The following is a 21,849-nucleotide window of genomic DNA, read 5'->3' as shown; positions in this document are numbered from 1 at the left end:
TGTCCCTAGCATGACGGATCAGGTCGGTCCGAGCGGAAGATGAGGGCATATGCACTCCATCCTGCTGACAGTGCTGCTGGATATCGTCTTCGCCGCCGCGCCGCTGGCGGCGATCGTCTACATGTATAGGTACCGCCAGACATTGATCGATGCCGAGGCCATCCGGCCGGTGCGGGTGCTGAGCACGGGTCTGGGCATTTGGGTCTTCTATCACTCGCTCGATGCCATTGTACTGCTGTTCGGGCCGTTCTTTGTCAGCGATGCCGGCGTGCCGGCGCTGACCGGTTTCATCCAGAACCGGTTGCGATGGTTCACGGACCTTCTGGCGACCGCGTTTCTTGCTATCGGGTTCATCTGGCTGTTCCGCCGGATGATCGAGATTCTCAGCGGGCTGCAGAATTCGCAACAGGCGCTGGAGCATGAGCTGGACAGCCGCAGCGTGGTCGAAGCCGAGCTGAAGGCGCGAGCGAGTTCCGAGCGGGCGAACAGCCGCTCACGATCCGAATTCATGCTGGGCCTCAGTCATGAATTGCGCACGCCGATCAATGGTATTCTCGGCCTGTCCGGATTGTTGGCCAATACCGGGCTGGATCCGTCGCAACGCAAACTTCTGACCACGATTGAGCGGTCGGCCCAGGCGATGTTGGCGCGGGTCACGGATGTGCTCGATCTGGCCCGTCTGGAGAATGATCGCATCGAGTTGCGCAGCGTCGCATTCCGGCCTGATGAAATGGCCCGGACGGTGATGGGCCTGTTCGAGCCGCTTGCCGGCGAGAAGGGTATCGAACTCAAGCTCGAGACGGGTGATGGGGCGGACCTCCCGGTCGTCGGCGATCCGGTGCGGGTGCGTCAGATTCTCAACAACCTCATGTCCAATGCGCTGAAATTCACACCGGCAGGATCGGTCTCGCTGTCGGTGCGCCACCACCCTGCCGGGGGCGGCAAGTGTCGGATCGAATACATTGTCGCCGATACGGGAGTAGGCATGGACGAGGCGCTGTTGGCGCGGCTGAGCGGACGGTCCGGTACCGAAGCCGGCGGCGATTTTGGTCTGGGCCTGTCAATCTGCCGCCGACTGGCGGGTCTTATGGATGGCGACATGTCGATCGAGAGCCGCCCCGGTGCCGGGACGCGTGTGACAGTTCGCATCCGGGTCCAGGACGAACCGGCCGACGTCGATTAGCGGCTTACCGGTCCGTCACTTCGCGTCTCCGTCTTGTCGCGCTAGGGTGGCGCCGGGAGGACGTTTCATGAAATCGATTCTGACATTGGCCAGCGCTGCGCTTTGCCTGGCCGCCTGCAGCCAGCCGACGCCGTCATTTGCGCATCCGGACCTGCTTGCGCTGGCGCCCGAGGCGGTGCGCGCGGACCTGATCGCCGCCGACCGGCATGTCCTGGTGGTCCGGCACGCGATGAAGATCGCGCCGGACTGCAATGGCATGGAGTGCCCGCTCAGCCCGGACGGTGAAGCGATGGTGGACCGCTTGGCGGGGCTGATCGGGGCGACGCCCATGGACCGGGCCTATGCCAGTGCCGCCTGTCGTACCCGCCTCACGGCCGCTGCCGGTGGAATTCCGGTCGTCGCGCATCAGGCCGTCGACGGGTATGCCGTCGATTGCGCCGAGGGCGAGACCGTGTCGCGCCAGCGTAGCGATGCCTATGCCGACGTCGATGCGGCCATGACCGGCTGGACCCTCGTCGGCGAACATTCCAACACGTCCTGCCTGTGGATGGCGGCCTATGCCGGAGCGGAAGCAGCACAAGCGGCTGGCTGTGACGGTGAGGGGCGTTTGCCCGAAGATGCCTATGGCGACGTGTTCTGGCTGTATGGGCGCGGGGATGAGTGGTCCCTTACCGTCCTGCCGGGCGCGTTCTCCCTGGGCGATTGAGCGCATGCGGATACTTTTCGTCTGCACCGGCAATATCTGTCGCTCGCCGACCGCCGATGCGGTGGCTCGCCAGCGCATCGCCGCGGCCGGTCTTGACTGGCATGTCGACAGTGCCGGGACTGGCGGCTGGCATGTCGGCGAGGCGCCTGACGATCGCGCTGTCGCTGCCGGCGCTGCGCGTGGCTATGACCTGTCGGAACTGCAGGCAGGGGAAGTCGATCCAGCCGACTTCATCCGCTTTGACCATGTCATCGGCATGGATCACAGCCATCAGCGTTTCCTGCGCCGGATGCCCGGTGCCGATCGCGGGGCCCGGGTCAGCCTGATGATGGCTTGGGCGGGTGAGCCTGACGGCGACGTGCCGGATCCCTACTATGGCGGAGAGGACGGGTTTGACGCGGTGCTCGACATGATCGAGCGCGCCGTCGATGGCCTGATCGCCCGGCTCGGCACGGCTCAGAGCAGCGGGTAGTCAACTTCCGGCTCGTAGATGTTGGCATCACCGCGTGATGTCCAGCTGGAATACATCGTGAAATGTGTGACCCGCCAGGGCTCGGTCGCGAACCCGCCGGTGCGCTCGGCAAAGCGGGTCAGCCTGTCGATCGGCGTGCCCTGGAGGTAGGCCAGCGTCATGTGCGGATGGAATTTGCGGTGTTCCGGCTCCAGCCCGGCCTTGCGGGCGGCGCGCTCGCACTTGGCATTGAGCTCGGCCAGCGCCTCGCTGGGGCGAACCCCCAGCCAGAGCGCGCGCGGGTCCAGCTTGCCGAACCAGCCCGATCCGAGCAGGGCCAGTTCGAAGGGCGGCATGGTGATCTGGGCCAGCTCGACATCAAGATCTTCGGCGCGGCGCTCGTCGAGTTCGCCGAAATAGCGCAGCGTGATGTGGAAATTCTCCCGCGGCCGCCAGCGTGCACCGGGAACGCCTTTCTGCAGCCGCCGGATTTCGGCATGCAGATTGTCGGGAACCGGAATGGCGGCAAACAGGCGGATGGTCATGGGGCACCGTGCAGCATCGGCCCCAACTAGGGCGATTTCACCGGCCATGGCAATGCGGACCAAGGTACGGGATTCGCATCCGTCCAGTCCCCCCTTGCCTCTTCGGTGGAAACTTGCCTTCCCCCGGTAGGGACATGATATACTCCCTGCAAAGCGCCTTCGTTTGGCGCGTGTAGACAAGAGAGACGTCCACAATGAACGATTTTTCCCGCACTTATTCCGGCGCCGGCTCGCTGGACATGTCGGTGGATGCCGGCCTGCGCAGCTTCATGCTCGGTGTCTACAACAAGATGGGGCTTGGCCTGCTGCTGTCGGCCGCCATTGCCTATGCCGTCGGAACCTTTCCGCCGCTGACCAATCTGGTGCAATCGCAACCGATTTATTCGATTATCATGTGGGGTCCGCTCGTCCTGCTGATCGGTTCGATGTTCTTCATGCGTAATCCGTCGCCAACGGGTAGTGCGATCTTGTACTGGGCCATCGTGGTCCTTATTGGAGCCAGCCTGAGCTTTTGGGTTATGCTCGCGAGCAACAACGCGACGGTTCAGACCGCTACCGGCGGCAGCTTGTCGGTTGATTTCGGTACAATTGCCCAAGCCTTCGTGATCACGGCGGGCTCTTTCCTGGCCTTGTCCGTGTTTGGCTACACCACCAAGCGCAATCTGATGCCGATGCAGAACTTCCTGTTCATGGCGGTATTCGGTGCCCTGGCGCTGGGCCTGTTGAACGCTTTCTTCTTCCAGTCCGGCATGCTTGAGTTGCTGCTGCAATTCGCCGTCCTGCTGTTGATGGCGGGCGTCGTGGCTTGGCAGACCCAAGCGCTGAAGGTGACCTACTACCAGATCGCTGGCGACCAGCGTTCGATGGCCGTCATGACCAATATGGGCGCGCTGAATCTCTACATCGCCTTCGTGAACATGTTCCAGATCATCCTGTCCCTGCTCGGAAGTCGCGAATAGCGCGCCTGTTTCAGACAGACTCAAGAAACCCCGGAGCGTCGGCTCCGGGGTTTTTCTTTGCCCGCCCGCGGCAGATCGGGACTTAGTCGATGACCTGGAATTTCTTCTTGTCGAACACGGACATCACCTGGGTGAGGTCGTGCCCGCGTTTGAGAATCTGTCCGCCCATGGCGACGACTTTGAACTGACCCTGGCGATTGGCGTCGGCCGGGGTCTTGATCACTGAATACATCGGCATTTCGCTGTGGCGGCGGAAGATCGAGAAGACGGCTTCGGTTCTCAGCCCGTCAATGGCGTAGTCCTTCCATTCGCCCTGGGCGACGAAACGGCCATAGACGCGCAGGATCGTGTCGAGCTCGCGCCGGGTCCACATGACCGGTTCCGGCTTGCGTTTCGCGGAGGGCGACAGGGATTGCACGGACTTTTCTCCCACCGGTTGAATCGGTTCATTCAGCTTACAAACATTTCACGCGCTGCCGCAAAGTCGCCACATTCTGGGCGCGTTGCCGCCATACGGTCCCACCACCGTCTCACCTGTCGGCCGGTCGCAACAATGCCTCCCAGCCTGGTTTTAGACAGCCCCCCCAGCCCCCCGGGTCAAGAGGCTGCGGTCCGGTCGACACCCAAATTCCCCTCATGAAATGGACAACTTGCCTTGCCTCTGGCCAAGCGCGGCGCGTCGCGCTAACGCTAGTCCCGTCAGATCATGAGCTCTGCGAACCATGCTGGTTGCCGATCAACTCATCAAGGATTTCGGGTCCTTTCGTGCCGTCGATGGTGTGAGCTTCACCCTCGAGCGCGGCGAAGTGCTCGGCTTTCTCGGCCCCAATGGTGCCGGGAAAACGACCACCATGCGCATGCTCGCCGGTGGTCTGGAACCCGATGGCGGCCAAGCCGCGATTGCCGGTTTCGACTGTTCAACCGCGCGCCTCGAGGCCCAGGCCCGGCTGGGTTATCTGCCTGAAGGCGCACCGTCCTACCCGGCGATGACACCGCGAGGCTTCGTGATGTTCGGCCTGCGGGCGCGCGGCTTCACCGGCGGTGCGCTCAGCCGCGCCACGGATCTGGCGCTGGAACGGGCCAATCTCGGCGAGATGGCCAGTCAGCCGATCGGCACCCTCTCCAAGGGTTACAAGCGCCGCGCCGCCCTGGCCGCTGCGATTGCCCATGACCCGGCCGTCCTGATCCTCGACGAGCCGACCGACGGGCTTGATCCGAACCAGAAGGACGGCGTGCGCCAGCTGATCCGGGACATGGCTCCGGAAAAAGCCATCATCATCTCCACCCATATCCTCGAGGAAGTCCCGGCGGTGTGTTCACGCGCCATCGTGATTGATCGTGGCCAAGTCCTGTTCGACGGCACGCCGAACGCCTTGGCAGCATCCGGGCCGGACGATACGGTTGAGGGTGCCTTCCGGGCCCTCACCGGGGCGTCGACGGGCAAGGGGGTGGCGGCGTGATCCATACCCTGCATGCCGTCTATCGGCGCGAACTCACGGCCTATTTCCAGACTCCGCTGGCCTATGTTTTCCTGGCGGTCTTTGCCTTTTGTGCACCGGCCTTTGCCTTTCACATCGGCCGCTTCTTCGACACCAACCGGGCCGATCTGGCGCCGATGTTCGATTATCTGCCCTGGCTGTTTGTCGTTCTGATGCCGGCATTGGCGATGCGCGCCTGGGCCGAGGAACGTGATCGCGGCACCTTGGAATTCCTGATGGCGCTGCCGATTCCGCTCTGGGCTTCGACCGGCGGCAAGTTTCTCGCGGCCTGGACGATGGCGGCCATCGCGCTCGGCCTCACCTTCCCGATGTGGATCGCCGTCAACTATCTGGGCGCGCCCGACAATGCCGCCATCGCGACGGGCTATCTGGGTGCCTGGCTGATGGCTGGCGCCTATCTGGCAGTTGGCCAGGCGCTGTCGGCGACCACCTCAAACCAGGTTGTCGCCTTTGTCCTGGGCACCGGTGCGGCTTTCCTGCTGACCATGGCCGGACTGCCCTTCGTGCTGTCAGCGCTGGGCGAGAATGCGCCCGCTGTCCTGTCCGAATTCGTCGCCGGGCTGAGCGCGCTGGAGCATTACAGCGCTTTCCGTCATGGCGTGATCGGCCTGCCCAACCTCGTCTATTTCGTCGGTCTGATTGTCACGGCCCTGACGGTGGCCGGCGTGCTGATCGCGGAACGGCGCGGAGGTGGACGATGAAACGCCCGCTCTTCCTGCCCCTGATGCTGGTCAGCCTGGTCCTGGTCTTCCTGGCCGGCAATGACCTGGCGGGACGCTGGTTCAGTGGTGCCCGGCTCGATCTCACCCAGGACGGCCTCTATCGCCTGTCGGAGGGTTCGCTGGCGGTGATGGACCGTCTTGATGAGCCGGTTGAGTGGCACTTCTATTATTCCCGGGCCGAGGCGGCGCAGTATCCGGCCATTCGGGCTTATGCGACCCGGGTTCGCGAATTCCTGGCCAGCTATGCCGACCGGTCCGGTGGCCGGATACGGCTCAATGAAATCGACCCGGAACCCTTTTCGCCGGACGAAGATGCGGCGCTCGAGGCCGGGTTGACGCCGATGCCGACCGATGGTGGTGACCGCTTGTTCTTCGGCCTGGTGGCCCGCAACTCGGTCGATGATCAGGCTGTTGTTCCGCTCTTCCGTGAAGAAGCCGAAGCCCGCCTTGAATACGATCTGACCCGTCTGATCGCCGATATCGAACGCCCGGCACGGCCACGCCTGGCGGTGCTCACAAGCCTGCCACTCAGCCCCGATGACGGCGCCCCCAACACCTTCATCACCGAGCTGAATGCCGCCTATGAATTGGTCTGGCTGGGTCGCGATTTCGAGACCATCCCCGACGCCAGCGCCTTGCTGATCCTGCATCCGGGCACGCTCAGCGAAGGCCAGACCTATCTCATCGATCAGTTCGCCCTGTCACGCGGCCGGGTGGTAGCCTTCATTGACCCGCTCGCCCACATGGCCCTGCGCCCGGGCGCCGACGGTCTGCCGCCGCTCAATGCCAGGCGGGCGTCCGATCTCGGCCCGTTATTGACACGCTGGGGCCTTGGCTATGATCGCGAGAGTGTCGCCATGGATCGCCAACTCGGCCTGCCGGTCGAGATTGTTGAAAGCGATGGCCGTGCCCGCCGTCGTGCCTATCCGCTCTGGTTCGCCCTAGGCCAAAGTGAGATCAGTCAGACTGATCTGGCAACGGCGACGCTCGATCTGGGTCTGAATTTTGGCTCCCCCGGCTGGCTGGAAATCGGTGGCCTTGCCGACGGGCAAATCACGCCCTTGCTTGCGACCTCACCGGAAGGCGCTGTGCTTGATGCCGACATCGCCGCCGGCGCGCCGGGACCGGACGCCTTGTTGCGGGACTATATGCCCGCCTCCAGCCCGCCCGTTCTCGCGGTGCGCGTGACCGGCATGATTGAAACGGCCTTTCCGGCCGGTCCTCCGGCCGGCGAAATCGCCTTCGATCCGGCTGATCATCGCGAGCTGTCCGACGGGCCGGTCGACATCGCCATCGTCGCCGACGCCGATTGGCTGGATGACAGTTTCTACGTCCGCACCGACCCTGGAACGGGGACAAGTTTTGTCGCCGACAATCTGACCTTGGCGCTCAATCTGATCGACATGGCGGCCGGTGATCCGGCGCTAGTCAGCCTGCGGTCGCGGACGCCGTCTTTGCGCCCGATGACCCGCGTCGAACGCCTTCGCGCCGATGCCGAGGCGCGCTATGTCGCGGCCCAAGACGCGCTTGAAACCCAGATCGCGGACGCGGAAGCGCGGCTCGACCGTTTGTTGGGCAGCGGGCAAGCATCTGCCCTGCTGGCGTCGTCACGGGCCAGTGATCGTGAGGAAGCCATGCGGCTTCGCGCCGAAATCCTGCAGACCCGCGCCGAGTTACGGGCGATCGAACGCGATTTCCGTCGGGATATCGATGCACTCAACGCAGACCTCCAGTTCTGGACGATCGGTGTGCCGCCGGCCCTGGTCATCCTGTTTGGCATTGTCGGCTCGATCGTTCGCCGCCGCCGGAGGCGCACATGAGCGTTCGAACCGACCAGCGCCGCCGCACCCAGCTTGTCATCGCCGCCAGCGCTGCTGTGGTCGTGACGGGCCTTGCCATTGCCGCGGCTGTAATGGATGCCCGGGAAACCTGGCGGCCTGATGTCAGCGGACCGGTCCTGCCAAGCTGGTCGAGCGCCGTGGTGTCGGCGCGGGAGATCGAGATCCATGGCAGCGAGCGCTTCAGCGTTGAACAGGTCGAGGGGGTCTGGCGCATGCCAAGCCGTGATGGCTATCCGGTTCGCCCGGAGCGTTTGGCTGAACTTGACGCCTATCTGGCAGCCCTGACCTATGAGGGCGCGCGCACGGCCAATCCCGCCCGCCTGGCGCGGATCGGCCTCGCTGAACCCGGCCAGGAAAACGGCGGTACCCAGATCAGCGTCCGCGGTGCGGATGGCGCGATGCTGGCTGAAATCCTCCTCGGCGAGACCCGGGGAGAGCGGGTTTATGTACGCCAGCCCGGTCGCAACCGCGCCTATGCGGCGCGGCTCGGCGATGGTGCCGTGGTGCGGCCGGACATGTTGCCGGCCGACGCGTGGCTTGATCTCGACTTTCTGGAGCTGGGCCTCAACGAGATTGCCCGGGCCGATGTCCAACCGGAAGCCGGTCCGGCCTACCGGCTTGAGCGCGCCGCGGCCTCGGCGCGAAATTTCTCACTGCGACAGCCCGGCGGCTGGCAGATGATCACGGCGGCCGCCGGCAATGGTCCGGCTGCGGCACTGGGACGGGTCCGCTTTCGTGAGGTGCGCCGTGCAGACCGGTTGGGCGGTGAGTTCGTCGCCGTCCACACCGCCGAGACCTTTTCCGGGCTTCGGGTCCGGATTGATGTGAAGGCGCTTGGCGCGACGCGCTGGGCACTGATCACGGCTTCGGCCATTACCGATGACGCCGAGACCGAGGCGGCGGCAATCAATGCCCGTGTCGAGGGCTGGGCCTATCTTTTGTCCGACCTCACGGTTGACCGTTTGATCCGGCCGCTTGACCGCATCGCCGACCCGCGCGCGGAGACCGAAGATGCGCCTTAACCAGATCACCATCCCGGTGCGCGAGATCGCCCGGTCAAAAGCATTTTATGAGCGGCTCGGTTTTCGGCTGCTGGTTGATAGTCCGCATTATTGCCGTTTCCTGGCGCCGGAGGGCGAGACGACTTTTTCGCTTCATGTCGAAGCGCCGGTCCAACCCGGTGCGGTCATCTATCTGGAATCAGATGATGTCGATGCAACCGTCGCGCGGCTGCAAGCTGCGGGCTTTGTCTTCGAGACCGAGCCGCGCGATGAAAGCTGGCTGTGGCGCGAGGCCATCCTGCTCGATCCGGACGGCCACAAGATCAAGCTCTATCATGCCGGTGAGAACCGCATCGACCCGCCCTGGCGCGTCAAGCCGCATGATACCGGGACGCGCTGACCGGATTTGATCGGCCTTTGTCATGTTCTCGCTGCGGGCCGGGTTCTAGTGTTTGCGGGCTGGAACCGGAGACAGACATGACCACATTGCGCCATATCGGATTTTTGCTGTTCGACGATCTCACCCAACTCGACTTCACCGGCCCGCTTCAGGTCCTGACCCGGATACCCGGCGCAAAGGTCCATCTGGTCGCCCGGGCGGCCGGCCCGGTTCGGACCGATTGTGGCCCCTTCATCCTCGCCGATACGTCATTCCAGGACTGCCCGCAGCTCGACCTGATTTGTGTGCCGGGCGGGTGGGGTGTCGATGCGGCGATGGAAGATGCCGCGACGCTGGCCTTCCTGCGCCGCCAGGCCGAAGGCGCGCAATTCATCACCTCGGTGTGCACCGGTACCTTCGTGCTGGGCGCCGCCGGTCTGCTGGCAGGTCGCAAGGCGACGACGCATTGGCGCTATCATTCCGCCCTGTCGCGCTTTGGCGCCGAACCGGTCCGGGAGCGCGTTGTCCGGGACGGTAATCTGTTCACCGGCGGCGGTGTCACCGCCGGCATTGATTTCGCCCTGACCATCGTCAAGGAGCTCTATGGCGACGGGGTCGCCCAGGCGGTTCAGCTGGGACTGGAATACGACCCGCATCCGCCGGTTGACAGCGGGACGCCGGAAAAAGCATCTGCGCCCGTTCTGGACGCCGTCGAGAGCCGTTTCGCACCGCGCTGGGAGGCTTTCCTACAAGTCGTCGACCGGGTTGCCGACACGGCTGATGCCTAAGCCGATGCAGGGCTGGTGTCGGTACCGGGTTCTCCGACCCGCATCAAACGGTCGGCGGCGGCGCGGGCGAAGCGCAGCGTCAACGCCTTGCGGCGGGCCGGCGCCAGTGTGAGCACCGGGCTTTCCCGGATGATCGCGCCGCCAAACCCGTCAGCAATGATCAGCCCGGCATCGTCAGGGATGACGTCGCGCGGAAAACGTTCCGACACGGCGAAGTACAGCCGGTCGCAATAGCCGGCATAGTTCGTCCATTTGCTGTCGGCGCGAAAGTCGGCAATGCCGGACTTGATCTCGACAATGATGATCTCGCCCTTGCGCCCGAGCGCCGCCAGATCGGCCCGACGCCCGTCCGGCAGGATGAATTCGGGAATGGCGCTGAACCCCATATGCCAGAGCAGACGCGCCGCTCCGCGCATCAGCGCTTGGGCGTCGTCAATCCGGGGATTGGCGGCGGAGGCGGTATCATCAAGGCTCATGACGTCAGTTTGTTCCATATATGTTCCGGCCGCAAGTCCAGGACTGAATGTCCGGTTTCCAGTGCTCCCGCGCTCCGCCACACTGTGCCGTCAAGACAGGCTGGAGAGCTCATGCCCAAGCACCAAACGGCACCGTCGATCGAGGATTTTGAAGCGCTCGCTGCGAGCGCATTCGAGACACTGCCTGCGGAGATGCGTCACTTGTGCGCAGGACTGGAGATCTTTGTCGCCGACTTCGCTGACGCAGAAACCCTCGCGGCGGTCGGTCTGGATGACCCATTCGAGCTCACCGGCGTCTATATCGGTGTCGATCTGTCGCAAAAATCGGTGGCCAATCCGTCGCCCGAACCGGATCGCGTCATCCTGTACCGGCGGCCGATCCTCGACGAATGGGCCGATCACGGCGAGATTCCGCTCGGTGAGCTGGTGACCCATGTTCTGGTGCATGAAATCGGCCATCATTTCGGGCTGTCGGACGATGACATGCACCGGATTGAGGACGAGGCGTAGCATCAGGCCGGACGGGTCCTGCCACGCGAACACACAAAAAACCCCGCCAGCCAAGCTGACGGGGTTTTCGTGTCGCAATCGCGAAAGGAGAGAGGGACTAGCCCTTCTTCTTCGGCTCGCGCTTTTCGATGCCACGACCGGAGACGCGTTCGGCGATACGGGCCGACTTGCCGCGACGATCGCGCAGGTAATACAGCTTCGCGCGGCGGACCTTGCCCTTACGCTTGATCTCGATCTGCTCGACATTCGGCGAGTAGAGCGGGAAGACCCGTTCGACGCCTTCACCGAAGGAGATCTTGCGAACGGTGTAGCTCTCGTTCAGGCCACCGCCATTGCGGGCGATGCAGACGCCTTCATAGACCTGGATCCGCTCACGTTCGCCTTCCTTGATGCGAACATGGACGCGCAGCGTATCGCCGGCGCTGAAATCCGGAATTTCCTTGTCACCCAGGACGCGGGCGGCTTCTTCTTGTTCAAGCTGCTCGATCATGTTCATCGTGCATTCTCCTTGCGGGCCTTGTACCTCGTCCAGAGGTCGGGGCGACGCGCCTTCGTAATTTTCTCTGCCTGTTCCCGGCGCCACGCCGCGATGCGGCCATGATGCCCCGACAACAGGACCTCCGGGATCTCCCGATCCTCAAACACGCGCGGTCGCGTGTAGTGAGGATATTCGAGGAGATCACCCTCGAAACTCTCATCCTCGGCCGACATCGGGTCGCCCAGCACGCCGGGGAGAAGTCTCACACAGGCCTCGATGAGAACCTGCGCGGGCGCTTCGCCCCCGGCCAGCACGGCATCGCCAACACTGACCTCTTCCATTTCACGGCTTTCGATCACCCTCTGGTCGAGGCCTTCGAAGCGTCCGCAAAACACGACAACGCCCGGACCCGTCGCCCATTCCCGAACCCGGGACTGGGTCAGCGGTTTTCCGCGCGGCGTCAAATAGATCAACGGTCGTTTCCCGCCTTGCCAGCGAGACTGCACCGCATCAATCGCCTCCGTCGCGACATCCGGCCTGAGCACCATACCGGCGCCTCCGCCAGCAGGGGTGTCGTCCACGGAGCGGTGCTTATGACGGGAAAAATCCCGGATGTCCACAGTTTCAAGCGCCCACAACCCATGATTCGCAGCTGTTGCAATCAGCGAAACACCCAGCGGTCCCGGAAAGGCATCCGGGAACAGGGTGAGCGCGGTCGCGGTCCAAGGCAGGGAAGGGCTGGTGGCGTCAGTCATGGCGCGCGGGTGTAGCAGGGATGGGGGCGAGGTGCCAGCGCATCGGCGCCTCCGCTGGGGATCTGGCGCAGCGTTGGCAGCACACTAGACAAAGGGCAGAGCCTCGCTGTCAGCAAATGGTCCAGTGGAGTGAGGTGACCCGCTCCCAATGTCCATTCCGAAAGGCGAAAATCGAAACAACGTCGCGGGCGCGCCGTGTGCTTTCGATGAAGATGGCCTTCTGTCCGAACTCGTCAAACACAGGCCGAGACATTTCGATCAACCTATTGACGGGCAATCCCGGTGCGGAAATCCCACAGGCACCGTAGTGGACATCTGGAATATAGTCAGGGTGTCCCGGACTGAGCAGGCCTCTGCGAGCGATGTCCCGGATGGCAACTGCTTCCTGCTGGCGAAATTCAGACGCGTTCCCCCAATGCGCTTCGAAGCGCTGCGCGCAGTCCGCCAAGCCGCCTTCATTCCAAGAATCCCAAAGTTCCTGGAGCATATGCGGTGGAAATGCCCGCAACGCATCGCCCCATTCATCATTGCGCCATTCATCAGCGCCATCTTGATTCAGGTGAGCCTGAAACTCATCATAACTCGCCCAGTAAAAGCCGTTATTCCGAGCGTACTCCCGGGCGTAGACCGTTTGGCCGTCTGCTTCATTGGACATCCGACCAAGGTCTGAGAGCAATTGACAGGCCCACACTCGACCCGGTCCGTCTTGTGCGACGGCGCTGGGAAAAAGTGAGAGGACAGCCAAAAGACCGACAAAGGCGAATGAAACGCTGAAACGCTGAATCTTGCGGGTCATATGCCCGATAAAGCCACTGCAATGAGACGGATTCAAGACCTGCCGGGCTTGCTGCGCGCCTACTCTCCCGCCTCTTCCTCAGCCTTCGAGCCGATATCTTCCGGCGGATCGATCGTCACCACACCGTCGGCAATCGAGACATGCGGGACGAAGTCGCGCGTGAAGGGGAGCATCCAGCTGCCGTTTCGGTCGGGCGTGCCGGTGATTTCCAGCAGGTCGCCGGAGCCGAAATCATGAACTGCCTTCAGCGTGCCCATCGGGCTGCCGTCGAGCGACTGGACTTTCAGGCCGAGCAGGTCGGCATGGTAGAATTCATCATCCTCGAGCGCTGGCAGGGCCGCGCGTGGGATATAGAGGCGCGTGCCCTTGAGCGCCTGGGCCTGGTCTCGACCGAGCGGTTCGGCGAAGCGGACGATGAAGCCGTCCTTCACCGGACGCGCTGATTTCGGAGTCAGGAAAGGCTTGCCGTCGGCGTCGAGGAATTGGCCATAGGTGAAGGCGTCGGCCGGGTTGCCGGCAAAGCTCTTGGCCTTGCATTCGCCCTTCACGCCATGAGCGCCGGCAAGGGCGGCAATGAAGACGAGATCGTCGGCGGGCGTTGTCATGGCAGCCTAGCTTTCAAAGGGAGGTGGATTCCCCCTCTCCCTCGATCCCTCCCCCCGGGGGGAGGGAAGTCGGGTGTGACATCACAGGTATTGTTCTCCCTCTCCCTGGGGAGAGGGTCAGGGAGCGGGGGAAATCCCGGTGCCGCGAATTCGGGCACCCATTCCCCCGCTCATCCAGGCAGAAAAAACCGTCCTACTCGGACTTTTCTTCTTCGGCAGCAGCTTCAGCGGCCGGGGCCTCTTCGGCCGGGGCTTCTTCAGCAGCAGGCGCTTCGGCAGCGGCCTTGGCTTCCTCGGCGGCAGCCTTGCGTTCGGCTTCCTTCTCGGCCTTCTCGGCAGCGAGTTCCTTGGCTTTCTGGCCCGGCTCGGCCTTTTGCGGGTTGTTGCCGGCTTCCCACTTCCAGGCGTCAGCCTCGATCTGGTGGATGAAACGGCCCACGCGGTCGGTCGGCTTGGCGCCCTTGGCCAGCCAGGCCTTCACTTTTTCCATGTCCAGCTCGACGCGCTGACCATCTTTCGGGAGCATCGGATTGTAGGAGCCGATCTTTTCGATGAAACGGCCATCACGCGGCGAACGGCTGTCGGCAACGACGATGCGGTAGTAGGGACGCTTCTTGGCGCCACCACGGGCGAGACGGATTTTCAGAGACATAGTTCTAGTCCTTCAGGTCAAGATTTATTCGTCGATAATCAAACGCCCGCACGGGAGTAGATTGGGCTCTTCAGCCCATGCGGGTGTGTTGGATGGGTTCGGGAAGCGCAGTGTCACGTGGAAGCACTCGTCCTGATCGTCTTCGAGGCGGTGTCGCCAGCGAGCGATCGACAAACGAGCCGCGCCCTCTGCCTCGTTTATCAGCAATTCTCCCGCCTGCTCCCGCAAGTCGGGGCGCACACGGTCCATTTCAAAGTCAGACTCGCAAGTGACGTGAATGTATCGGGGCAGCAGGGTGTCGCCACGTTCATTCGGGCGAAGCTGGTAGCTCGCCCGGCATTCGTGATGCCCATTCAGCAGCGCCGTAACCGGCAGGTCGTGTTGCGGCATCACAGTAACCAGCGGAGCGAGCGCCGATGTAATAACGGAGATCATGGCTTCTTCGTTCCCGGCAAACCAGGCAGGCCACCGCCCGAAGTGGGCCCACCCAGACCGGGCAGTTGCGTGCCGGACGGGGCCTTGCCGCCGAGCAGGTCCTGGGTGGCGCGGCCCATATCGGCGGGGTTCATGCCGCCCATCTGGCCGCCCATGCCCGGAGGCATGCCGCCGCCCATACCGCCCATCATGCCGGCGAGACCGCCGCGGCCACCCTTGGAGGCCTTTTTCATCATGTCAGCCATCTGACGGTGCATCTTGATCAGCTTGTTGACGTCGGCGACCTGGACGCCCGAGCCGGCGGCGATCCGCTTCTTGCGGCTGGCCTTGAGGATTTCCGGCTTGGCGCGTTCCTGGCGCGTCATCGACTGGATGATGGCTTCCTGGCGGGTCAGCATCTTGTCGTCCATGCCGGCGGCCGCCGCCTGGGCCTGCATTTTCTTGTTCATGCCCGGCAGCATGCCCATGATCCCGCCAAGACCGCCCATGGTCTTGAGCTGGCCGAACTGCTCGCGCAAATCGTCGAGATCAAACTTGCCCTTGGCCATCTTCCTGGCCATGCGGGCGGCTTTTTCCTCATCGACATTCTGCGCGGCTTTTTCGACCAGCGAGATGATGTCGCCGCGGCCGAGGATGCGCCCGGCGACGCGCTTGGCGTCGAAGGCATCCAGCCCATCGGGCTTTTCCGACACACCGAGAAATTTGATAGGCAGGCCGGTGACGTGGCGCATCGACAGCGCAGCGCCGCCCCGGCCGTCACCGTCCATCCGGGTCAGGACTAGGCCGGTCAGTGGCAGGCGGTCATGGAAGCGGCGGGCGGTCTCGACGGCGTCCTGACCGGTCAGTGCATCGGCCACCAGCAGGGTCTCGCGCGGATTGGTGACGCGGGCGATGTCATGCGCCTCGGCCATCATGTCTTCATCGATCGAGGTGCGACCGGCGGTATCCAAGATGACGACGTCAAAGCCCTGCAGGCGGCCGGCATTCATGGCGCGTTTTGCGATGTCGACGGCGCGCTGGTTTGCGACGATCGGCAGGAAGGCGACGTCGATCTGGCTGGCCAGCTGCTGCAACTGTTCCATCGCCGCCGGTCGGCGGGTGTCGAGCGAGGCCAGCAGGACCTTTTTCTTCTGCGTTTCCTGGATGCGTTTGGCCAGCTTGGCCGAGGTCGTGGTTTTGCCGGAGCCTTGCAGACCGGCCATCAGGATGGCAATCGGCGGCTCGCCCTCGAGCGACAGGCCGACCGGCTCGCCTTCGCCGCCCAAGAGGTCGACGAGAGCGTCGTGGACGATCTTGATGACCTGCTGGCCCGGCGAGACGGCGCGGATCACGTCTTCACCGATGGCGCGCTCGCGGATCTGCTTGGTCGCGGCCTTCACCACGTCCAGGGCGACATCGGCCTCGAGCAGGGCGACGCGGATTTCGCGCAGCGCCGCATCGACATCCTTCTCCGACAGCACACCGCGCCCGGTGAGCTTGTCGAAGACGCCGCCAAGTCGTTCTGTGAGTGTGTCGAACATCAAAACCTCAATCCATCGCCATCAAGCAAAGCAAAACAGCCCCGCTGAGCGAAACCTTCGCCGAGCAGGGTTCTCGCCGACCTCCCCCGACCAGTTGGTGCGGATGTGCCGGTAAGACAAGCGTGATGCTTGCATGATGAAGCGGGGCTAGTACGTGCCGTGTGGAAAAGAGTCAAGCCGGTGCGCGTCGGCGCCCGTCGTCTCAGCGCGTTTCGGACACGGTGTCGGCATCGCTGGCGATGATGACGCTATCGCTTTGGCTGAAGCTCAGCCCTGGACGGTCGGGACGGGCCGACAGCATGGCGCCGAACAGGGACGCAAAGATCAGCGCTGCCGTCAGCCACAGAAGGGCTGTCTTGGCGAGCGTGCTGATTGCGAATTGTGCCTTGGCCATGTTGTCCTCTGGGCGGAATGCCCGGTTTTGTACGCACGTTGATTTCAGCGCCGAGTCCCTTAACGGACCCCTACTGGTGGGCGTTTGAAGCGCGTTTAGCGTTAAGACATGCAAAATACGCCTCAAACTGTCTTTCTGGCGTATCGGATGAATGTGGCCTGAATATGGGAGCATGTTTGTCCCGTTCAAGAGGGGTGATGACTGGCCGGGCGCCGGGCCGGTCCTGGGCGCCGGCCTGCCCGCCGGGTATATGAGGCGGACAGGGCCGACGCGGGTTGAGCGGGCACGGTTTTTGGAGGGACAACCCGTGCGCCGCTCGGGGGCATGAGCAACTACGCGGCCTGAGCGGAAGTGGATCACTCGCGGCGGTGTTAATTTGTGTCCCGATCAGTCCGGCTGCGCAGCGCATCCCGGACACGACCAGCTCGCAGGCACAGCCATAGGCCCGCCCAGACATTGCCGATAAGTGGAAGGGGCAGAATCCAGAATAATCTCCAGCGCCAGTCCCGCTCGATGCCAGCGATGAAGAAGGCCGCGATCAAAAAGCCGAAATAAAGGTCACCGAGCGTGACCAGGCCCCAGGGGTGGCTTGTCAGCCAGGCGCCGGCGGCGCCGAAATCACCAGTTTGGACGGCCCATGCAATCAGCGCGGTCAGGCCGAGCGCCCCGACAAGCGCGACAAGACGAGTTATGTTCGGTCCGATACGGGATTTTGACGGGATCATGCCTCTGCTACGCGGTGCTGCGGGCGGTGGATCAGTCCTCGATGGCCGGATCGATACACTGCCGAACCGGTTCACGGCTGTGCTCCGGGAATCGGGCCCGCCAGCAATCCTCGAAGACCGAGCAATAGCAGACTTCATAGCTCATCGCGTGCCGTACTTCGTCGAGCGCGTCCCAGATCGCCCGGCCGCGTGGCTGGGTTTCGGCATCCGGTCGGTCGAAGGCGATGTAGCCAATTTCCTCCTGGGGGGCGAGGAAGCGCCGCTGGACATTGTCGAAGACGAGATTCAGCTGACCGTCCCGGAAGGCATTATACATGTAGGGCATGCGCGCGTCGGTCGGGATTTCGTCAGGAAGACAGCAACGGGCCATGAAGGCCGATGTGTCGCGGATGATCTCGCCGTCCCAATACATGTTGAAATAGCGAATCTCGGCCGGGCCGAGACCGGTATTCTTGACGTTGATCGTCATCACCCAGGTTTCGCGATCATCATCGATATTGCCGCTATCAACCTGGATGACCGGCATCACCGAGGCCTTCATCGTCCGGTCCATGACGATGCCCTGGAAAACGGCCACAAAGAGGGAGGCAAGCGAGATGACGACGACGCTCACGGCCACGATCAGCTCGAGCATGCGATGTTGCGATTTCATGATGACCCCCCGATCCGTGCGGACTGCCAGCCTAGCCTGATTTCGGCATGTTTCCAGCGCTCGCCAATCCGGCCCATCGCTTCGCATCGCGCTCGATCAGATCGGCCGCGTGGGCGACGCCGTTCTCGCTGCGGAGTTGCTCACCCACGGCGGCGCAGCGACGGGTGATGACCTCGTCTTTTGCCAGCCGTCTGAGGGCGCGGGCGAAGCGCCCGGCTGTCAGGTGATCAGGGCGCAAGGCCTTTTGACCGAGCCCGGCCTCACGCAGTCGCTCTGCCCACCAGGGCTGGTCGACCATGAAGGGGGTGACCAGGCTGGCCTTGCCGGCCGTCAGAGCTGCCGCGGTCGTGCCAGCACCGCCGTGATGGACAATCAGGCGACAGCGCGGAAAAAGAAGGTCGTGCGGGGCGCCGTCGATCACCAGCATGTCCGCTTGGGTCGTCGCCGGGAGTTCGGCCCAGCCGCGGGCAATGATGCCGCGCAGGCCTGCCTTGCGAAGTCCGCTGATCGCTGCGGTGACAAGCCGGGTCGCGTCGCCGGTGACCATGGATCCGAAGCCGACATAGACGGGCGGGTCGCCACCCTGGAGAAAGGTCTCGATCTCAGGTGCCAGTGTTCGGGACGTTTCCGGCAGGACCCAGTTACCGGTCAGCACGCTGTAATCATCCCAATCATCCGGGCGCCGCAGGATGTGGGCGGAGTTGGCGGTCAGACGCAGGCAGGGTTCGCCGCGATGCCGGCCATAGTCGAGGCTATTGCCGACCGGGGCGAGGCCAAGCGATTTGCGAAGGGCGTTGAACTTTCTGCGGAAGGGCATCATGCCCAGTCGCAGTGGCGCCCAGCTCAGCGCATTGAGCCAGCGGGCCCGGTTGCGGGCCATCACGCCGGGCATCGGAAAGCAGCGGGTCGGGCTGATAATGGGCAGCGGTGCGCCGAGGATGAAGCCGGCGCCAACCGCTTCCGCACCGCTGGCCGAAAAAAGCGCTTTCGGGTGAGCGATGACCATGTCGGCATCTCGCGTACCCTCGACCGCCTCTTTCAGGCACGCATCGATCATCGGGTCGATCATCTCGGCGCGATGGGTGTAGGCTTTGAGCGGATTGCGGGTCACTCCCAGCGCCTCGGCCCGGCGAAGGAAATCGCCCATGTTGAAGTCGAAAGCCCGGGCCGGCAGTCCGAAGCTTTCAATCCACGCCGTGAAATCGCGTGGCGCCGAGAGCGTCACGGCATGTCCGCGGGCCTGCAATTCCAGCCCGAGGGCCAGATAGGGTTGGACGTCGCCGCGTGTGCCGAAGGTGTGAATAGGGATTTTCAAAACAAATCGGCCCTCCATATCGCCCGTATCAGGGAAGGTGGAGGGCCGGTTCGTTTGGGTTCAATGTGAATGGCAGCGGGCTTAGATAACGGCCGGGTCGCGGAAGCGGTCTTCGTCGAGCTCGCCTTCCCATTTGGCGACCGCGGTGGCGACGGCGGCGTCGCCGGTCACGTTCACGGCGGTGCGCGCCATGTCCATGATCCGGTCAACCGGCAGGATGAAGCCGACGATGATCGCGGTGTGTTCGGGCGTGACGCCGAAGGTCTCAAGGACGATGGCGAGCAGGAAGAGAGAGGCGGAGGGAATGCCCGCTGCGCCGATGGACACGATGGCCGCCGTGAAGGCGATCATCACATAGTTCATGAAGGTGAGATCATAACCGAAGGCTTGCGCCGTGAAGAGCGCGAGAATCCCCAGATAGAGTGCCGTGCCATCCATGTTGATGGTCGCGCCGAGCGGCAGGACCGACCCGGCCACGGACTTCTTCACGCCGAGATTGTCGGACGCGGCCGCAATGGTCACCGGCAGGGTGGCCGATGACGAGGCGGTCGAATAGGCCACGGCGATCGGGTCGGTCATGCCGCGGAAGAAACGCATCAGCGGCAGGTTGAGGATCACGCGGACGAGAATGCCGTAGGTGATGACCGCGTGGGCGATCAGACCGAGATAGACCGCCGTAATGAGTACGAGGATGGACTGCAGCGCTTCGAGGCCTTGGCTGGCCGCGGTGTAACTGACCAGGGCGAAGACCCCGAACGGTGCCACCTCCATCACATAATGGGTAATTTTCAGAACGACTTCCGAGGCCGAGTTGAACAAATCGCCGAGCGGCTTTCCGGCGGCTCCCGTCGACAGGATGGCGACGCCAAGGAAAAGGGAGAAGAAGATGATGGCCAACACATCCCCGTCGGCGAGCGCGGCGATCGGGTTGGTCGGGACGATTTCAAGCAGACGCTCAGTGACCGATGGCGGATCGGTGTTGACCGGCACCGCTTCGACGCCTGCCAAATCCACCCCGGCACCCGGCCGGAACAGGGTGCCGAAGGTGAGGCCGATGACATTCGCGAAAAAGGTTGTCACGAGATAGAGCGCGATGGTCTTGATACCCAGCGAGCCGAGTTTGGATGGTTTGCCCATCGCGATGACACCCGCGACCAGCGTGGTGAAGATCAGCGGAACGATCAGCATCCGGATCAGATTGATGAACAAGAGGCCAACCGGGCGGATGTAGGTGTCAATCCATTGCGTGGCCGCGTCCTGGCCCATCGTGCCGGAGGCTACCAGACCGAACACGACCCCCAGCACCAGTGCTGCCAGCACGCGCTGCCACAATTTGACCTTGAACCACCAACCCATGAAGTCTCTCCCCGATCCATGCACGCCGCATGGGCGCGTTGTTGGGATCGCACACTAGTGGGTGGGCCGACGCGGTCAATCTTTTGGGTTTGTTGGCCGGGAGCGGCCGGACTCAGCCGGCCTTGGCGGTGTAGCTCGCCTTCAGGATCAGCGCTGGCAGGTTGAACGCAACTGCGCCGATGCCAGCCAGGATCAACAGCGATGTGCCGCCGCCGCTGCCAAGCAACAGGCCGAGTGTGATCAGTCCGGCACCGAAAATCGCGGTCCGGGCCGTACGCAGCCAGGAGATGTCGTTATAGCTACGGGCGCGGTCGATCGTGTCTGTTGAAAACCAGACACGCCCGCCACGGACATCATGGTCGGTGCGAGTGGTACGGCGCGGAAGCGGGTCGAGCGTATGATCGATAAGAGACATACGCTCATTATACGGACTTTTTTACAGGATTCAACAACGCTGTTGGCAACCCCGGTTAGCCATCTTTATTCAGCGCTTTGAGGCGAGCATTGAGGCTCACCCCAATTGTCGCGGAAAGGCCGATACTCAGGACTCGGCGGACAGGACTGCTGCGACGGCGTTGACCGTCGCTGCGATCCGGACCGCGGTCTGGATCTGCGTCGTGCTCAGGCCGTGCTTGCGCAATTCGGCCTCGTGGCTGTCGATGCAGAGACCGCAGCCATTGATCGCCGAAACGGCGAGTGACCAAAGCTCGAAATCGGCCTTGTCGACACCGGGATTGGCGATGATGTTCATCCGCAGCTTGGCCGGCAGCGAGCCGTATTCCTTGTTCTTCGACAGGTGGATGAAGCGGTAATAGACATTATTCATGCCCATGATCGCGGAGGCCGCCTTGGCGCCGTTGATCGCTTCCGTGCTGAGATGGGCATCGGCTTCCGCCTTGATTGCGGCGAGCAATTTCGGCTCTCCGACCGCATGCGCGGAGGCGAGGAATGTGCCCCATTTCTTCTGCTCGTCGAGTTCGGTTTCGCGGGCCAGCGAAGACAGGTTCAGCTTCAGGTCCTTGGCGTATTCGGGCAGGTCATTCTTCAGGGTATCAAGCGACATGGCGTCTTCCTGTCTGGTCGGGTGTTGCGGCGTGAAACGGGAT

Annotated in this window: 28 protein-coding genes; 11 read left to right on the top strand and 17 right to left on the bottom strand. The window is 63.2% G+C overall.

Annotated features, from left to right (window positions below; translation table 11 throughout):
- Nucleotides 1-49 precede the first annotated feature (49 nt).
- The 3 genes from AWH62_RS08980 (at nt 50) to AWH62_RS08970 (ending at nt 2,361) form a co-directional block, all read left to right on the top strand.
- Nucleotides 50-1,183, top strand: coding sequence for a HAMP domain-containing sensor histidine kinase (locus AWH62_RS08980; protein WP_075190138.1), 1,134 nt, complete (start codon nt 50-52; stop codon nt 1,181-1,183).
- A gap of 67 nt (nt 1,184-1,250) precedes the next feature.
- Complete coding sequence (locus tag AWH62_RS08975) at nt 1,251-1,889, top strand: histidine phosphatase family protein (protein WP_075190137.1); 639 nt, start codon at nt 1,251-1,253, stop codon at nt 1,887-1,889.
- Between the two features lie 4 nt (nt 1,890-1,893).
- Nucleotides 1,894-2,361 (top strand): low molecular weight protein-tyrosine-phosphatase, encoded by a 468-nt coding sequence (locus tag AWH62_RS08970; protein WP_075190136.1) that lies wholly within the window; start codon nt 1,894-1,896, stop codon nt 2,359-2,361.
- Here the strand turns inward: AWH62_RS08970 and thpR are convergent.
- Nucleotides 2,346-2,885 (bottom strand): RNA 2',3'-cyclic phosphodiesterase, encoded by a 540-nt coding sequence (gene thpR / locus AWH62_RS08965; RefSeq protein WP_075190135.1) that lies wholly within the window; start codon nt 2,883-2,885, stop codon nt 2,346-2,348. The genes AWH62_RS08970 and thpR overlap by 16 nt on opposite strands.
- A gap of 194 nt (nt 2,886-3,079) precedes the next feature.
- Here thpR and AWH62_RS08960 point away from each other — a divergent pair, with 194 nt between their 5' ends.
- Nucleotides 3,080-3,844, top strand: a complete 765-nt coding sequence (locus tag AWH62_RS08960) for a Bax inhibitor-1/YccA family protein (RefSeq protein ID WP_075190134.1) — start codon at nt 3,080-3,082, stop codon at nt 3,842-3,844.
- 82 nt (nt 3,845-3,926) lie between these two features.
- Here AWH62_RS08960 and AWH62_RS08955 read toward each other — a convergent pair whose 3' ends face one another.
- Nucleotides 3,927-4,262, bottom strand: coding sequence for a DUF2794 domain-containing protein (locus AWH62_RS08955; RefSeq protein ID WP_075190298.1), 336 nt, complete (start codon nt 4,260-4,262; stop codon nt 3,927-3,929).
- A 304-nt stretch (nt 4,263-4,566) separates the two neighbouring features.
- Between AWH62_RS08955 and AWH62_RS08950 the strand changes: the two genes are divergently transcribed.
- The 6 genes from AWH62_RS08950 (at nt 4,567) to AWH62_RS08925 (ending at nt 10,074) form a co-directional block, all read left to right on the top strand.
- A complete protein-coding gene (locus AWH62_RS08950; RefSeq protein WP_075190133.1) occupies nt 4,567-5,304 on the top strand; it encodes an ABC transporter ATP-binding protein in 738 nt (245 codons plus the stop codon).
- Nucleotides 5,304-6,044 carry an ABC transporter permease gene (locus AWH62_RS08945; protein ID WP_075190297.1) on the top strand — a complete coding sequence of 247 codons (741 nt, stop codon included), beginning with the start codon at nt 5,304-5,306 and terminating at the stop codon, nt 6,042-6,044. Before AWH62_RS08950 ends, AWH62_RS08945 begins: the two co-directional genes overlap by 1 nt.
- Nucleotides 6,041-7,885 carry a GldG family protein gene (locus tag AWH62_RS08940; RefSeq protein ID WP_075190132.1) on the top strand — a complete coding sequence of 615 codons (1,845 nt, stop codon included), beginning with the start codon at nt 6,041-6,043 and terminating at the stop codon, nt 7,883-7,885. Before AWH62_RS08945 ends, AWH62_RS08940 begins: the two co-directional genes overlap by 4 nt.
- Complete coding sequence (locus AWH62_RS08935) at nt 7,882-8,928, top strand: DUF4340 domain-containing protein (protein ID WP_075190131.1); 1,047 nt, start codon at nt 7,882-7,884, stop codon at nt 8,926-8,928. The genes AWH62_RS08940 and AWH62_RS08935 overlap by 4 nt, the downstream gene beginning before the upstream one ends.
- Entirely contained in the window at nt 8,918-9,307 is a 390-nt protein-coding gene (locus tag AWH62_RS08930) for a VOC family protein (RefSeq protein WP_075190130.1), read from the top strand. Before AWH62_RS08935 ends, AWH62_RS08930 begins: the two co-directional genes overlap by 11 nt.
- A 77-nt stretch (nt 9,308-9,384) precedes the next feature.
- Entirely contained in the window at nt 9,385-10,074 is a 690-nt protein-coding gene (locus AWH62_RS08925; protein WP_075190129.1) for a DJ-1/PfpI family protein, read from the top strand.
- Here the strand turns inward: AWH62_RS08925 and AWH62_RS08920 are convergent.
- The gene (locus tag AWH62_RS08920; RefSeq protein ID WP_075190296.1) at nt 10,071-10,550 is read right to left on the bottom strand and encodes an MmcB family DNA repair protein; all 480 of its coding nucleotides are present in this window, start codon (nt 10,548-10,550) and stop codon (nt 10,071-10,073) included. The genes AWH62_RS08925 and AWH62_RS08920 overlap by 4 nt on opposite strands.
- Before the next feature lie 111 nt (nt 10,551-10,661).
- On the opposite strand from AWH62_RS08920, the gene AWH62_RS08915 reads away from it, so the two are divergent.
- Nucleotides 10,662-11,060 (top strand): metallopeptidase family protein, encoded by a 399-nt coding sequence (locus AWH62_RS08915; protein ID WP_075190128.1) that lies wholly within the window; start codon nt 10,662-10,664, stop codon nt 11,058-11,060.
- A 97-nt stretch (nt 11,061-11,157) separates the two neighbouring features.
- Here the strand turns inward: AWH62_RS08915 and rplS are convergent, their stop codons facing one another.
- The 14 genes from rplS to AWH62_RS08845 all read right to left on the bottom strand — a co-directional run bounded on the left by rplS (nt 11,158) and on the right by AWH62_RS08845 (nt 21,806).
- Nucleotides 11,158-11,556, bottom strand: coding sequence for a 50S ribosomal protein L19 (gene rplS, locus AWH62_RS08910; RefSeq protein ID WP_075190127.1), 399 nt, complete (start codon nt 11,554-11,556; stop codon nt 11,158-11,160).
- Nucleotides 11,553-12,293, bottom strand: coding sequence for a tRNA (guanosine(37)-N1)-methyltransferase TrmD (gene trmD / locus AWH62_RS08905; protein WP_075190126.1), 741 nt, complete (start codon nt 12,291-12,293; stop codon nt 11,553-11,555). Before trmD ends, rplS begins: the two co-directional genes overlap by 4 nt.
- 109 nt (nt 12,294-12,402) lie before the next feature.
- Nucleotides 12,403-13,089 carry a hypothetical protein gene (locus tag AWH62_RS08900; protein ID WP_075190125.1) on the bottom strand — a complete coding sequence of 229 codons (687 nt, stop codon included), beginning with the start codon at nt 13,087-13,089 and terminating at the stop codon, nt 12,403-12,405.
- A 59-nt stretch (nt 13,090-13,148) separates the two neighbouring features.
- Nucleotides 13,149-13,694 (bottom strand): ribosome maturation factor RimM, encoded by a 546-nt coding sequence (rimM, locus tag AWH62_RS08895; protein ID WP_075190124.1) that lies wholly within the window; start codon nt 13,692-13,694, stop codon nt 13,149-13,151.
- A gap of 193 nt (nt 13,695-13,887) precedes the next feature.
- Complete coding sequence (rpsP, locus tag AWH62_RS17205) at nt 13,888-14,346, bottom strand: 30S ribosomal protein S16 (protein ID WP_075190123.1); 459 nt, start codon at nt 14,344-14,346, stop codon at nt 13,888-13,890.
- A 24-nt stretch (nt 14,347-14,370) separates the two neighbouring features.
- A complete protein-coding gene (locus AWH62_RS08885) occupies nt 14,371-14,781 on the bottom strand; it encodes a hypothetical protein (RefSeq protein WP_075190122.1) in 411 nt (136 codons plus the stop codon).
- On the bottom strand, nt 14,778-16,301 hold the full coding sequence (ffh, locus tag AWH62_RS08880) for a signal recognition particle protein (RefSeq protein ID WP_075190121.1): 1,524 nt from the start codon (nt 16,299-16,301) through the stop codon (nt 14,778-14,780). Before ffh ends, AWH62_RS08885 begins: the two co-directional genes overlap by 4 nt.
- A 202-nt stretch (nt 16,302-16,503) precedes the next feature.
- Nucleotides 16,504-16,695 (bottom strand): hypothetical protein, encoded by a 192-nt coding sequence (locus AWH62_RS08875; RefSeq protein WP_075190120.1) that lies wholly within the window; start codon nt 16,693-16,695, stop codon nt 16,504-16,506.
- 371 nt (nt 16,696-17,066) lie between these two features.
- Entirely contained in the window at nt 17,067-17,420 is a 354-nt protein-coding gene (locus AWH62_RS08870) for a hypothetical protein (RefSeq protein WP_075190119.1), read from the bottom strand.
- Nucleotides 17,421-17,451: 31 nt separating this feature from the next.
- Complete coding sequence (locus tag AWH62_RS08865; RefSeq protein WP_143742992.1) at nt 17,452-18,072, bottom strand: hypothetical protein; 621 nt, start codon at nt 18,070-18,072, stop codon at nt 17,452-17,454.
- A gap of 31 nt (nt 18,073-18,103) precedes the next feature.
- A complete protein-coding gene (locus AWH62_RS08860; RefSeq protein WP_158025597.1) occupies nt 18,104-19,387 on the bottom strand; it encodes a glycosyltransferase in 1,284 nt (427 codons plus the stop codon).
- A gap of 81 nt (nt 19,388-19,468) precedes the next feature.
- Nucleotides 19,469-20,743 carry a dicarboxylate/amino acid:cation symporter gene (locus AWH62_RS08855; protein WP_075190116.1) on the bottom strand — a complete coding sequence of 425 codons (1,275 nt, stop codon included), beginning with the start codon at nt 20,741-20,743 and terminating at the stop codon, nt 19,469-19,471.
- A gap of 112 nt (nt 20,744-20,855) precedes the next feature.
- Nucleotides 20,856-21,158, bottom strand: a complete 303-nt coding sequence (locus tag AWH62_RS08850) for a hypothetical protein (protein WP_075190115.1) — start codon at nt 21,156-21,158, stop codon at nt 20,856-20,858.
- Nucleotides 21,159-21,284: 126 nt separating this feature from the next.
- Complete coding sequence (locus tag AWH62_RS08845; protein ID WP_075190114.1) at nt 21,285-21,806, bottom strand: carboxymuconolactone decarboxylase family protein; 522 nt, start codon at nt 21,804-21,806, stop codon at nt 21,285-21,287.
- Nucleotides 21,807-21,849: the final 43 nt, after the last annotated feature.

Source organism: Maricaulis sp. W15 (genome assembly GCF_001924955.1).
Taxonomy (GTDB): domain Bacteria; phylum Pseudomonadota; class Alphaproteobacteria; order Caulobacterales; family Maricaulaceae; genus Maricaulis; species Maricaulis maris.
This window is presented reverse-complemented; position numbering and strand designations above follow the sequence as displayed.